This is a genomic window from Paraburkholderia sp. MM5477-R1 (assembly GCF_050436385.1).
Taxonomy (GTDB): domain Bacteria; phylum Pseudomonadota; class Gammaproteobacteria; order Burkholderiales; family Burkholderiaceae; genus Paraburkholderia; species Paraburkholderia tuberum.
Map to the genome: position 1 here is coordinate 1,563,162 of NZ_JBNDMC010000007.1, position 13,643 is coordinate 1,576,804.

Annotated in this window: 11 protein-coding genes and 1 pseudogene; 8 read left to right on the top strand and 4 right to left on the bottom strand. The window is 64.5% G+C overall.

The genetic code is table 11. From position 1 onward, the window contains the following. Positions 1-6 precede the first annotated feature (6 nt). Positions 7-2,904, bottom strand: a complete 2,898-nt coding sequence (locus OKW35_RS36050) for a 2-oxoglutarate dehydrogenase E1 component (protein WP_429554554.1) — start codon at positions 2,902-2,904, stop codon at positions 7-9. 419 nt (positions 2,905-3,323) lie between these two features. On the opposite strand from OKW35_RS36050, the gene OKW35_RS36055 reads away from it, so the two are divergent. The 8 genes and pseudogenes from OKW35_RS36055 to OKW35_RS36090 form a co-directional block, all read left to right on the top strand. Continuing rightward, positions 3,324-4,295, top strand: coding sequence for a GlxA family transcriptional regulator (locus tag OKW35_RS36055; protein ID WP_187612800.1), 972 nt, complete (start codon positions 3,324-3,326; stop codon positions 4,293-4,295). Between the two features lie 31 nt (positions 4,296-4,326). After that, the gene (gene mug / locus OKW35_RS36060) at positions 4,327-4,863 is read left to right on the top strand and encodes a G/U mismatch-specific DNA glycosylase (RefSeq protein ID WP_429488890.1); all 537 of its coding nucleotides are present in this window, start codon (positions 4,327-4,329) and stop codon (positions 4,861-4,863) included. A gap of 557 nt (positions 4,864-5,420) precedes the next feature. After that, positions 5,421-6,893 (top strand): MFS transporter, encoded by a 1,473-nt coding sequence (locus OKW35_RS36065; protein ID WP_429491928.1) that lies wholly within the window; start codon positions 5,421-5,423, stop codon positions 6,891-6,893. Positions 6,894-6,905: 12 nt separating this feature from the next. Further along, on the top strand, positions 6,906-7,982 hold the full coding sequence (locus OKW35_RS36070) for an HlyD family secretion protein (RefSeq protein WP_429554555.1): 1,077 nt from the start codon (positions 6,906-6,908) through the stop codon (positions 7,980-7,982). Next, positions 7,979-9,502 carry an efflux transporter outer membrane subunit gene (locus OKW35_RS36075; protein ID WP_187612804.1) on the top strand — a complete coding sequence of 508 codons (1,524 nt, stop codon included), beginning with the start codon at positions 7,979-7,981 and terminating at the stop codon, positions 9,500-9,502. The genes OKW35_RS36070 and OKW35_RS36075 overlap by 4 nt, the downstream gene beginning before the upstream one ends. A 91-nt stretch (positions 9,503-9,593) precedes the next feature. Continuing rightward, positions 9,594-10,823 carry an MFS transporter gene (locus OKW35_RS36080; RefSeq protein ID WP_429554556.1) on the top strand — a complete coding sequence of 410 codons (1,230 nt, stop codon included), beginning with the start codon at positions 9,594-9,596 and terminating at the stop codon, positions 10,821-10,823. 48 nt (positions 10,824-10,871) lie between these two features. Next, the gene (locus OKW35_RS36085; protein WP_184067569.1) at positions 10,872-11,072 is read left to right on the top strand and encodes a copper chaperone; all 201 of its coding nucleotides are present in this window, start codon (positions 10,872-10,874) and stop codon (positions 11,070-11,072) included. Between the two features lie 121 nt (positions 11,073-11,193). Next, positions 11,194-11,379, top strand: a pseudogene (locus OKW35_RS36090) (biosynthetic-type acetolactate synthase large subunit); the annotation flags it as partial. 68 nt (positions 11,380-11,447) lie between these two features. On the opposite strand, the gene OKW35_RS36095 reads toward OKW35_RS36090, so the two are convergent. From OKW35_RS36095 to OKW35_RS36105, 3 genes are all read right to left on the bottom strand, one after another. Continuing rightward, positions 11,448-11,912, bottom strand: coding sequence for a RidA family protein (locus tag OKW35_RS36095; RefSeq protein WP_429355600.1), 465 nt, complete (start codon positions 11,910-11,912; stop codon positions 11,448-11,450). Positions 11,913-12,051: 139 nt separating this feature from the next. Next, positions 12,052-12,759: an SDR family NAD(P)-dependent oxidoreductase gene (locus OKW35_RS36100; protein WP_184067560.1), complete on the bottom strand. Its 708-nt coding sequence runs from the start codon at positions 12,757-12,759 to the stop codon at positions 12,052-12,054. A 153-nt stretch (positions 12,760-12,912) separates the two neighbouring features. Continuing rightward, entirely contained in the window at positions 12,913-13,605 is a 693-nt protein-coding gene (locus tag OKW35_RS36105; RefSeq protein WP_429355599.1) for an NnrU family protein, read from the bottom strand. Positions 13,606-13,643: the final 38 nt, after the last annotated feature.

Sequence of the window (13,643 nt, forward strand, 5' to 3'; positions counted from 1 at the left end):
GCGCACTCAGCCGGTGAACGCTCGCGACACGAGCGCGGATTGTGTCGCCACATGCGCCGCATGCGATCCCGGCGCGGTCGATGCGCAAGCATCAGGTCCCGCGTACAGCAGCGTCGTGCCGGCAGGCAGAATCTCGCGTAGCAGCGGCTCGACGAAACTCCATGCGCCCTGATTGCGCGCTTGCTCCTGGCACCAGACCACGCTCTTCAGGTTCGGATAGCGAGCGAGCTCGGCGGCCAGTTGTTGCGCCGGAAACGGATAGAGCTGCTCGACGCGGATGATCGGGGTGTCGGTCATACCGGCGCTGCGGCGATGCGCGAGCAATTCGAAATAGACCTTGCCGCTCGTCACGATCACACGCTCCACATCAGTCGCGCGCGACGCGTCGATCTGGGTGTCCGGCAGAACCTCGCGGAATTCGCCGTGACTCAACTCGTCGAACGTGCTGGTCGCCTCCGGGTGGCGCAGCAGCGACTTGGGCGTCATCACGACGAGCGGGCGCCGTTCGAAGGCGCGGGCCTGCATCAGCAGCAAATGGAACAGTTGCGCGGGCGTGGTCGGTTCCGCAACCCGCATATTGTTTTGCGCACTCAATTGCAGGTAGCGCTCGAGCCTCGCCGACGCGTGCTCGGGACCCTGGCCTTCCTGCCCGTGAGGCAGGAACAGCGTCAGGCCGCTGTGTTGTCCCCACTTGGCCGCGCCCGCCGCGATGAACTGGTCGATCACGACCTGCGCGCCATTGGCGAAATCACCGAATTGCGCTTCCCAGATCACCAGCGCATTGCGATTCACCGTCGAATAGCCATACTCGAATGCCAGCACGGCGGCCTCGGAGAGAATCGAGTTCGTCACGGTGAACCGGCCCTGGGTTGCGCCGAGATGATCGAGTGGAACATAGACCCCTTCGGGACGATGTATCCGTGTCTGATCGTGCAGAACGGCGTGCCGGTGGTTGAACGTCCCGCGTGCGCTGTCCTGCCCGCTCAGTCGGATACCGACCCCGGCCGCGAGTAACGATGCGAATGCCAGATGTTCGCCCATGCCCCAGTCGAGCAGGCGTTTTCCGGATGCCATCTCCTGACGCCCGTTCATCATCTTCCTGACGAGCGCATGCAGCGTCAGGTCCGCGCGGACGGTCGAGATCCGCTGCGCGAGGCCGCGCAGATCGTCGGCCGACGGGGCGAGGTGGCGGGCCGGGCCGGTTTGCGCGGCTGAGCGCGAGCGCTCGCCGGCTTCCTCGTGTAGCGGCGAAGCATAGGAACCCACGGTCTCGTGCGCGCGCTCGAGAAGTTCGCGACGCGCGCTGACGTAGCGTTGCGCCTCGTCGGCCGTCAGCACGCCTTGCTGGATCAGCCGGTTCGCGTAGCGTGTCCTCACGCCCGGATGACCCGCGATCGAGCGATACATCAGCGGTTGTGTGATGCCGGGCGTGTCCTGTTCCTGATGCCCGTACCTGCGAAAGCAGACGAGATCGATGACGACGCTGCGCTTGAACTTGCTGCGATAGTCGAGGGCGAGCCGCGCCGCCATCGCGACCGCTTCAGGGTCGTCGCCATTGACGTGCAGGATCGGCGCCTCGATCATCTTCGCGACGTCCGTCGTATAGAACGACGAACGCGTGTCGCGCGGATCGGAAGTCGTAAAACCGATCTGGTTGTTGACGACGACGTGGACGGTGCCGCCCGTGCCGTGTCCGCGCGTGTAGGAAAGGCTCAGCGTTTCCATGACCACGCCCTGTCCACTCATCGCCGCGTCGCCGTGGATTTCGACCGGCAGCACGTCGTCGCCGTCGGCGCTGCCGGCGAGATCCGCCTTCGCGCGCGCCATGCCTTGCACGACCGGGTTGACGACTTCCAGATGCGACGGGTTGAACGCGAGCGTCACCTCGACCGGTCCGGCGTCGGTCTCGACCGAACTGGCAAAGCCCTTGTGATACTTGACATCGCCGGCCGTCAGTTTTTCGGCGTCCTTGCCGTCGAATTCGTCGAACAGCGCGCGCAGCGGCTTGCCGACGACATTCACGAGCACATTCAGGCGGCCGCGGTGCGCCATGCCCATCACGAGCGCGCGCAGCTTCTTCGACGCGCCATACCGGACCAGTTCGTCGAGCAGCACGATCAACGACTCGCCGCCTTCGAGCGAGAAGCGCGTTTGTCCGACATAGCGCGCGTGCAGGTGTTTTTCGAGCCCTTCGGCTGCGCTCAAACGCTCCAGCAGCCGCAGTTTCTCAGCGGCCTGCAGCGACGGCGTGGCGCGCGAGGATTCGAGCCGTAGCTGCCACCAGCGCCGCTGCTGCGCGTCGGCGAGATGCATGAACTCGGCGCCGAGTGTGCCGGTGTACGTTTGCTCGAGCGCGGCAACGATATCCTTCAGCGTCGCGTCGTCCTCGAAGAGAAACGTGTCGGCGGTGCTGAACGTGGTCGACATGTCGGCGGCCGTCAGGCCGTAGTAGGCCGGCGTCAATTCGGCGTAGGAGCGTGGCGGCGTCCACGCCAGCGGGTCGAGATCGGCCACGCGCGTGCCGATCATCCGGAACGCGGCAATCAGCGTTTGCACCGCCACCTGCTTTCTCGCGAGGCCCAGCGCGTCGGCGGCCTCCTTGTTGGCCTGCTTATTGGGTTGCTTATTGGCCTGCTTATCGGGCTCGCTACCGGCTTCGTTGCTGGCCGCGACGACGGCACGCGGCGTTCGTTTAGCCAGATCGACGAAGCTGGAGATCACCGGTGCGTGCGGCTGGTCGTCACGATCGCTGCCATCGATGGCGGGGGTGTCGCGCAACGCGTCGAACCACGTCCGCCACTCGGCTGTGACCGCATTCGGGTCAGCCAGGTAAAGTTCATATTGCTCTTCGACGTAGGGGGCGTTGCCCCCGAACAGGAAAGAGCTCTGACGTTCCTTCAACATGATGAATCTGCCCTTGCTCGCTGTGCGGCCGTGAGCCGGCCGCAACATATGGAGTGACGACTATCGTTGCTTGTAGCCACCCACCGAACAGCCAGGCATCGACGCGCGTCACAAGCGCCGTCCTTGGCGGGAGACCTCCCGGCACGCCCGGGTGATATCCCCAGTCGCAGTCGTGTAGACAGTCTAGTTAATCGATGCTGTGGCGGAAATGCGCGGATGGTGCGTTCGTCTGCCAACTAGTCGAAGTTTTGGGCCACGCGCGCAGTGCTGGCTTACCTCGTGTCGGGCATCGTTGCGGCGAGAGATTTGTTACGCCCAGACACAATAGTTTTTCCGGGCGCTGACGGCATCAGCGGCCGATGATGCGGTAAGCTGCGCCACGGCATCGCAAACATAGTTTCCACCATGAAGGTCACGGCATGAAAGTCGCCATTGTTGTATTCGATGGTGTGCAGGCGCTGGATGTAGCAGGCCCACTCGATGTGTTCGCCGAGGCGAACACGTTTCTTCCCGAGCATCAGCGCTACGAGGTCTCGCTGGTCGGACGCGAAGCGGGCACCGTGACCTGCTCGAATGGCATGCAACTGGCGGTTTCGTTTGGCTATGCCGACCGTGACATTCAATGGGACCTGCTGCTGGTCGCGGGCGGACCTCAGTTGCCCGATGCGCAGCCTTCGAATGAATTCCTGACCTGGTTGCAGAATCAGGCGCGCAGCGCGAGCCGCTTCGGCTCCGTATGCAATGGTGCATTCGTGCTCGCGCATGCGGGGCTGCTCGATGGCAAGGAAGTCACGACGCACTGGTCGGACGCGAATCGGCTGTCCAATGAATTTCCGCAAGCCAACGTGCGGCCGGACAGGATCTTCGTTCGCGACGGTCGGCTTTTCACGTCAGCCGGCGTGACCGCGGGCATCGATCTGTGTCTGGCGCTCGTCGCCGAGGACTGGGGGCACGAGCTCGCGGTGCGGGTCGCGAAGCGTCTGGTCGTGTATATCCAGCGGGAAGGCGGTCAGTCGCAGTACAGCCCCTATATCGGCGCGGGCAAGGACGAAGATCCGATCCTCCACAAGGTCTATCGATATGTGAGCGAGCATATTACCGGGACGCTGTCGATCGAGGAGCTCGCGAGCGCGGCCTCGGTGAGCCGCCGTACATTGTCGCGGGTATTCGCGAAGCACGCGAAGGTGACGCCCTCGGTATTCGTCGAGCAGGTGCGCGTCGATACGGCGAGAAAACTGCTCGAGGATACCGATGCTCCGCTGAAGACGGTCGCGTTCAAATGCGGCTTTCACAACGCCACGCATATGCGCACGACATTCTCGCGGCGGCTCAACGTCACGCCGAAGCAATATCGGATGCGATTCAGAGGGGAGGCGAGTGCACAACAGTGAGCCCACCGCGGCGCTGGCGGACGTGTCGTCGTTGACCAACGACGATTCGGCGCAATTGCTTCCCGACATCATTCAGTCCGGCTTGTCGATCCTCTTCTGCGGCATCAACCCGGGATTACGCGCGGCGTCGACAGGGCACCACTTCGAAGGCAGGGGTAATCGGTTCTGGAGAGTTCTCCATCGCGCCGGTTTCACGGACGAGGAGTTTCGCCCCGAGAACGACCGGCAACTGTTGAATCGTGGATACGGTCTTACCACGGCGGTCTTACGTCCCACGGCTCGTGCGGACCAACTGTCGAAGGCGGAGATTCAAGCCGCCGCGGCGCAGTTCGAACTGAAGATTCGACACTACGCGCCGCGCTTCATCGCGTTTCTTGGCAAGGTGGCGCTCGCCGAAATGTCCGGCCAGCGTGATATCGAATGGGGCTTGCAAGCCCGTGATTTCGCCGGTGCGCGCGCATGGGTCCTGCCAAACCCAAGCGGACTGAACCGATCGTTCAGCCTCGATGCACTCGTGAGCGCCTACCGTGAGCTCCGGTTGGCTGCGAAACTGGCGCTTCCCGACTAGACGGCGATTGCCGCCATAGGCGGGCGTTGCTGCCTTTTGCGGCGCGCTAAGCCGCGTCTCACGCTTTTGCCCGAGCCCTGCGGGTCGGTTCCACGCAGCCTGTAACGGCTGGTCGCGCATCAGCGTTCCGCTTGACTCAAACCAGCGCCTGAATCGCATGGCCCGTGACGAACCACCATGGTTCGTCACGACGCACGCTTTTCCGCCCATGCCGCGCGAGCGGCGCACAGCCGGTCGACACAGCACGGCCTGGCCAATTTTCCGTACTGGATGGCCCAAAACCCGCCTAGCCGAAGCTTTAAGAAATCGGTCCGATCTCTGACAATTAAGCAATCGGTGAACAGCAACGAAGAGCGGTGAGCCGACAGCTGACTGTCCGCGTCGGGCAGTACAGCTAACTAAACCAGAGCGGGTTGAAACCTATGACGACTGAAACGGAAGCGCCGAGTCTCCCGCGATCGCTGGAGAGCGGTCCTGTACGCGTGGTAGCGGCGCCGCCCCGGACGGCTCCTGCGCAGTTGGCTTTTACCAGGCGTATTGCGCTCGGGCTCGTCGGCATGCTGTTCGCGTCGTTGCTGGCGATCCTGAACGAGCAGGTCACCGCGGCCGCGCTGGCCGATATCCAGGGCGCGTTCCTGATCGGACATGACGACGGCACCTGGCTCACTTCGCTGTTCGAAGCAGCGAACGTCGCGACGATGGTGTTTGCGCCGTGGTTCGGCATCACGTTCACGCTGAAGCGGTTCACGATCGGCGCCGTACTCGCGACGATGTTCTTCGGCTTGCTGTGCCCGTTCGCTCCCAATCTGCCGACGCTTTACGTGCTGCGCATTCTTCAGGGAATCGCGGGCGGATGTCTTCCGCCGATGCTGATCATCGTGGCGCTGCGCTATCTGCCGCCCAATCTCAAGCTGTATGGCCTCGCCGGCTATGCGCTGACAGCGACCTTCGGGCCGGCCCTGGGCACGCCGCTCGCCGCGGTGTGGACGGAGTTCGTCAGCTGGCGCATGGCGTTCTGGCAGATCGTTCCGCTCGGCGTGCTGTGCTGCATCGCGATTCAGCGGGGGCTTCCCGCGGACCCGATGAAGCTCGAGCGGTTTCGCTCGTTCGACTGGATCGGCTTCGTGACCGGATTTCCCGCCGTCGCGATGCTGGTGACCGGTCTTTTGCAGGGCGATCGTCTCGACTGGTTCGATTCGGGGTTCATTTGCGTGATGTTCGGCGCGGGGGTGCCGCTGCTCGTTGCATTTCTCGTCAACGAATGGTGTCAGCCGGTGCCGTTTTTCAAGCTTCAACTGCTTGCGCGCAGGAATTTCACGCATGGACTATCGACCTTGCTCGGCACCGTGATCCTGCTGGTGGGCATGGCGGCAATACCGGCCCAGTATCTCGCGATAGTCCATACGTACCGCCCGCTGCAGACCGCGCCGCTGTCGTTGTTTCTGGCCGTGCCGCTGTTGATCACGCTGCCGCTGACGGCCGCTTTGCTGAACACGCGCCGCGCCGATCACCGCTGGGTAATCGCCACGGGTCTCGCGCTGATGTTCGTGACCTGCGCGATGGGAAGCTTCATCACGACCGAGTGGATTCGCGACAATTTCTACCTGCTGCAATCGTTGCAGATCGTCGCGCAGCCGATGGTGATCATGTCGATCCTGATGGGCGTGACGACGGGGCTGCCGCCCACCGAGGGTCCGTTTGCTTCGGCGATGTTCAATTCCCTGAAGACGTTTTCCGCGGCGGTGGCGAGCGGGCTCATCGAAAGTGTGGGGACCGCGCGCGAGCATTTCCATTCGAGCATGCTGGTCGACCAACTGGGCAACCGCCCACTGATAGCGAATCAGGGCGTCGACGCGAACTACGGTCTGGGTCAGCTCGCGCACCGGATCCACGAACAGGCGGTCGTTCTGACTTCCGCCGATCTGTACCGCCTGATGGCGTGTGTCGCCGTTGCGCTTCTTCTGCTGGTTCCAGTGCTGCCGGTGCGTATCTATCCGCCGTGGAGCACGACGCCGCCTGCTTCGCATTGAGGAACGATTCCCATGTCATCGACTATGCCATCCCCATTGAAGATCTTTCGTGCTGCCGCGGTCATCGGCGTCGTCGGCCTCGCTGCATGGGGCTGCACGAGGCTGCTCTCGAGCCCGAATACCGAGTCCACCAACGACGCCTACGTCACCGCGGACTTCACGCTCGTCGCGCCGCGCGTCCCGGGTCAGATCACGGACGTACTGGTCAAAGACAATGAGGACGTGAAAGCGGGCCAACTGCTCGTGCGCATCGATGACCGCGACTTTCGCGCGGCGTTGATGAGCGCCGAGGCGGAAGTGGTCGCGGCGAAGGCATCGGTGGCGAACTTCGATGCGGAAATTGCGCGTCAGCCGTCGCTGGTGGAGCAGGCGCGCGCGACGCTGCGCGCCGACGACGCATCGATCGGTTTTGCGCGGGCCAACGCGTCGCGCTACCAGAACCTGTCCGACGCCGGCGCGGGGACGGCGCAGGAACAACAACGCGCTTCGAGCACGCTCGCGCAGCAGCTTGCGCAGCAGTCGCACGACCAGGCGGCGTTGCTGGCCACCGAGCAGAATCTGGACGTGCTGCGCACGCAGCGCGACAAGGCCGCGGGCGCGCTGGAACACGCCGAGGCGGCGCTCGAGCAGGCGAAGCTCAACCTGTCGTACACGGAGATCCGCGCACCCGTCGACGGCAAGGTCGGCCGCCGTTCGGCGCGGGTCGGCGCATTCGTGACGCCCGGCGCGCCAGTCCTGGCGATCGTGCCGCTGTCGGACGCGTACGTGGTCGCCAACTTCCAGGAGAGCCAGATCACCAATATGCGACCGGGTGAAGGCGTACGCGTGACGGTGGATAGCCTGCCCGGCATCGTGATCCGCGGCCGTGTCGATAGCCTCGCGCCGGCGACCGGCGTGAGCTTTGCGCCGATCGCGCCCGACAACGCCACCGGCAACTTCACGAAGGTCGTGCAGCGGGTGCCCGTCAAGATCACGATCGATCGCGGCCAGGCGAGTGCAGCGGCATTGAGCGTGGGGCTCTCGGTCGAAGCGGACGTCGTGGTGGGCCACAGTGGCGAGGCGACGGCCGAGGGAGCGCAAAGAGAATGAACACGAGCAACTACTCTGCGCGCGCGATCGTCGCAGCGCTTCTGACCTGTGTCGCGCTGACGGCATGCACGGTGGGTCCGAATTTCGAACGTCCACAGACCGCCACGCCGCAGGTCTTCGAGCGTACGCAAACCGCGCAGTCGCCGAGCCGGGCGGTGGAATCCCAGTTCGGTCCGGATTGGTGGACGCTGTTCAACGATCCGGTACTCAACCAGCTGGAAAAGCAGCTGGCCGACGCCAACCTCGACGTGGCCGCGGCCTCCGCGCGTTTGCTGCAAAGCCGGGCCGAGCGGCGCGTTGCCGGCGCCGCCGAATACCCGACGCTCGACGGCGCCGCCTCGTACAACCGCGAACGCGGCAGCCAGAACGGCATCCTGTCGCTGCTCGGCGTCACGCCGACGCAAAGCCAACCGCAATCGGCTTCCGGCAGCGCGCCGCTGGGCGTGGCTCCGTTGCCCGGCTCGGCGGGCTCGCCCGCCTATAACCTGTATCAGGCCGGGTTCGATGCGTCGTGGGAGATCGATCTGTGGGGGCACGTGCGACGCAGCGTCGAAGCGGCGAGCGCGCTGTCCCAGGCGTCATACGAGGACCGCAACGCGGTGCTGTTGAGAGCGCGCGCGGAACTGGCGCGCGACTATATCGAGCTGCGCGACACGCAGGATCTGCTGCAGATCGCGAGACAGAACCTCGACATCGCCAACGATGTGCTGAAGCTCACGCGGGTTCGCGCGCATGAAGGCGTCACGACCGATCTCGACGTGTCGAACGCTGCCGCACAGGTGGAAAACATCGAAAGCCTGATTCCGACGCTGGAGTCGCACTGCGAGACCACGATCAACGCGATCGGGCTGCTGCTCGGGCAGGAACCCGGTGCGCTGCGGCAGACGCTTGCCGAACCGCGCGAGGTGCCGGTGCTGCCCGCGCAGGTGCCGATCGGCTTCCCGTCCGAGCTCGTGCAGCGCCGGCCCGATATCCGCAAGGCGGAGGCGGACCTGCATGCGGCAACCGCGACCGTCGGCGTCGCGAAGGCCGATTTCTATCCACGCATCACGCTGAACGGCAGCGCGGGGTTTCAGAGTCTTCAACTGTCGAATCTCGCCAGCTGGGCGTCCGGGCAGTTCGTCGTCGGGCCTTCGATTACGTTGCCGATATTCGAGGGAGGCCGTCTGAAGGGCACGCTGCAACTGCGTGAAGCACAACAACAGGAAGCCGCCATCGTCTACCGGCAGACGGTGCTGCGCGCGTGGCGGGAAGTCGACGATTCGCTCGTCACCTACGACGCCGAACAACGCCGCCGCGATCGGCTCGCCACGGCCGTCAGCATGAACGAGCGCGCGCTGGCCGTTGCGCGGGAACGCTACAAGGCGGGCGCGCTCGACTATCTCGACGTGCTGAACGTGCAGCGGCAATTGCTCGAAGCGCAGAGCAATCTGCAGAAGAGCAAAGCCACCGCCGCGACCAATCTGATCACGCTCTGTAAAGCGCTGGGAGGGGGATGGGAGTCGACCTACGGCGGATAGCGGGCAACGTGCCGCCCGCCGTTCAATACTGGAACCGGATCGCGGCATGTCGCTGCGAATACGGGAGCGAACGAACAACAAGGAGCTTGTCATGCGCGATTCAACCCATTCAGCCGATAGTGCCGCCACGCCCGCATTCGCATCGCGCGGCAAGATCGTCATGATGGCGATCATCGCCGGCGCGGTGATCACCAACATTTACTGCACGCAGCCGATCCTTCCGCTGATCGCCGCGGGTCTGCGCGTCGACGTGACGACGGTCGATCTCGTCGCCGCCGCGGCACTGCTCGGTTTTTCGAGCGGGCTCGCGTTGCTGCTGCCGCTCGGCGACCGGTTCGATCGCCGCAAGCTGGTGCTGATCCAGATCGCGCTCGCCTGCGTGTTCGGCGTCGCCGCGGCCGTCGCGCCCGGCATCTGGGCGCTCGTCGCGGCGTCGTTCGGCCTCGGCATCGTGAGCTGCGTTCCGCAGCAGCTGGTGCCGTTCGCCGCCGTGATGTCGTTGCCGAGCGAGCGCGGGCGCAACGTCGGCACCGTCGTGAGCGGGATCATGGTCGGCATCCTGAGCGGCCGTACCATCGCCGGCGTGATCGGCGCGGCGTATGGATGGCGCGCGGTGTACGTCGCCGAAGCGGCCTTCATGGTGCCGGTCTGGATCGCGGCCGCGGCGCTGCTGCCGCGCGGCGTGCCGTCGACGAATCTCTCCTATGGGCGCCTGCTCGCTTCGCTGTGGCCGCTCGCGAGGGACAATCGGCCGATCCGGGAATCGATGCTGATCCAGGCCTTGCTGTGGGCCTGCTTCAATGCGTTCTGGGTCAATCTCGCCGCGCTTCTCGCGAGCGGACCGTGGCATCTCGGCAGCGCATGGGCAGGCGGCTTCGGCGTGATCGGCGCGGCCGGCGCGTTCGCCGCTTCACTCGGCGGCAATGCGACCGATCGCGTCGGATTCCGCAAGGTGATCGGCGCTAGTATCGGCATCGTCACGCTCGCGTATCTGCTGCTGTCGGGCGCGGCGAACTCGCTGACGCTGTTGATCGTGGGCGTGATCGTGCTCGATATCGGCGTGCAGTCCGGTCTCGTATCGAACCAGACGCGCGCGTTCGCGGTCGATCCGAAAGCGCAGGGCCGTATCAATAGTCTTTATATGACGGCCACCTTTTTCGGCGGTGCTGTCGGCGCGACGGTCAGCGGCTGGTTGATGACACGCTATGGCTGGACGGGCATCGTCGCGTTCGGTATCGCGCTCGGCAGTCTCGCCGCCGCGATTCACTGGATCGGCACGCCTCGCGGGACGGTGGTCGAGGTCCAGGCGAGCCCGGATTGATCGCGAGCCGCCGCCTGGTTCGAACGTAGATGACTGGTGAGGTGAAACATGAAGTTCTCGATGAAAACTGAAATCCGTGCAGATGATGTTACCAGGCTCGAGCATGCGATGAAGTCGGTCGATCCCGACGCGAAAGTCGCGGTCGACGTTGGCACGCAAAGCGTGAGCGTCGACTCGTGGCTGATGCCCGAGGAATTTCTCGTCGCGTTCTACGACGACAACTACGAGGTGGCCGTCAAGGAGTGGTGACTCCAACGACGCCCGCGCGCGTATCGCGGCGGGCGGATCGCTGACGCCAGGCATGGGCCGCGGCGCGATTGCCGCCGCCATCCGAAGCCGCTTCGTCGTAACCGACCGCCGCGCCGACGAATCGCTCGCTGAACTGGAACAGAAACTCAGGGCGTTCATTGAATTCGCCGGACCGGCGTTCCTCGAAGTCATGATCGACCAGAACGCCGATGTGTTTCCCATGGTCGGGCCGGGACAAAGCTATGCGGAGATGATCACCGGGCCTTTCATCCCGTCTCGCGATCAGCGGGAGGCTGGCGGCAAGCACGTTTGGAGGCGTTTCGAGGCCCGCGCCGCCAAGCGGGAAGGGCGTGCGTCACGCCTGGCGCGCGTTGATCAGGCGGGCAGGAATTCGGCGATGACGACGATCACGACAGCGGCGTCGGCGGGACCCTGGCTATGCGAGAACGCTGAACGCGCATGTCCCGCTTTGTCGCCGAGCACGGCAGCGAACAGATCCGAAGCGCCGTCGACCACGGCGGGCTGCCCGTAGAATCCATCGGCGGAACTGACGTGCCCCTCGACGCGAACGATGTGATGCAGGCGCTCGAAACCGCCGAGATGACGCGAGATCTGCGCGAGTACGTTGAGCGCGGCGAGTTGGGCAGCCTTGCGGCCCTCTTCGAGCGTCAGGTTCTCGCCCACACGCCCCGAATAGACCATTTTGCCGTCGGACAGCGGCACCTGTCCCGAGATGAAAAGCAGGTTTCCGGCTTCGCTGACAGCCGTATAGCTGCCCAGCGGTTGCGCAGGAGAGGGCAGTTCGAGACCGAGTTCTGCGAGTTTCTGTTGGACGGACATGGTGGGCTCCTTGAGTGGGGCGTCGAGCGCGCGAATCAGATCATGCGCGCAATGTGCGGACACCCGCACTGACGATGAATCGCGTCATGGGTGCGGTGTGGGTCGGCTTGCCGGGCGAGTGCGGGTGACGCCAGACCACTTACTGGCCTGCGCTCTGGCCGCCGTCCACATGCAGGATCTCGCCGGTCACGAACGGTGCCGAGTCGAGATAGAGGATCGCATTGACGATGTCGCTCATGTCGCCCATGCGCCCGACCGGATGCATCCCGGCGAGCGTCGCGTGTGATTCGGCGGGATGCATCGGCGACTTGATGATGCCGGGCGACACCGCGTTGGCGCGGATACCGGCGCGCGCATATTCGATGGCGAGCGAACGCGTCGCGGCATTCAGGCCGCCCTTCGTCAATGACGCGAGCACCGACGGAACCTTGCTGTTCGCCTTTTCGGCGAGCGTCGTGGTAATGCTGACCACGTGACCGCTGCCGTGCTTCTGCATCGCGTCGATCGCGTACTGGGTAATGTAAAAGAAGCCGTTCAGGTTGACGTTCAGGATCGCCGCGTAGTCTTCGGCGGTGTACTGCGTGAACGGCTTCGCGATGAAGATGCCCGCGTTGTTGACGAGCGTATCGACGCGTCCGAAGTGCTCGATGGCAGCGTCGACGACGCGGCGGGCGGTAGCGGCGTCGCCGATGTCGCCGGCCACGGCGACATAGTCGGCCTCGACGGCCGGTGCGATGGAACGAGCCGTGGCGACGACGCGATGACCCTGCGCGCGGAAGGCTTTGACGGTTTCAGCGCCGATGCCTTGCGATGCGCCGGTGACGATGACGACTTTGGAAGTGCTCATGGTTTGTCTCACAGTGTGATTGATCTGGCCTGCTGGCCGTTCGAATCGATGGACCCGATGGAGGGCACTGTAGGCGCATCCGCCGCGAATTCGAACACACACCGTGGACAAAGAGTCTTGCGCCACGAGAACAAATCTCGTGGAACCGTGCGGCTAGAGCCAGCGCCAGATGCCCGCCGGCCAACCGGAGAGCGGGATATGAGCCCACGTCGCCACGAGCCAGAAAACGACGCCGCCCACCAGCGCGTGCATGCCGAACCCGCCCAGCCGCGCGCGGCCGGCGGCGATCGCCGCGAACGGCAGATAGCTCGTCTTCGATTCCCATGCGGGCCACAGATCGGGTTGCAGCCGCCGTTTCTTGCGGTCCTGTAGCGCGGCACCGACCAGCGCGAGGATGATGATCGCCCCGGCAAGCACGATGTTCCGGGTGACCGGGAACACGGCGATATGGCACAGTCCCCAAAGCGCGAACGACCACATCATCGGGTGACGGGTCACTGCGTACACGCCGCGCGCCGCGTCGGGAAACGCGGTGGGCCGGCCGCCGGTGGGCAACGCCGGGTTGCGGATCAGGGAGCCCATCAGAAGGATCGACGCGATCAGCATGAGCACGGTCACAACTGCCCACAGCGCGTTGCCTGCCGGCCATAGCGGCGCGGAGACGGGCGTCCTGTCGTAAGCCATGACCATCCAGCCGAACGTCAGTATCGCAATCAGCGAATAGACGCCCATGGCACCCCGTTCGCCGATTGCCCGGACCATACCCGCCCGCAGCGGATGGGACAGGAGAAAGTGGCTGCCGACAAAAGCGAATGCCGCCACGACAAGTGTGTCGATGCTTCCCATTGGCCCGGCTCCTCAAGTCAGATGATCGGTCGACCGCG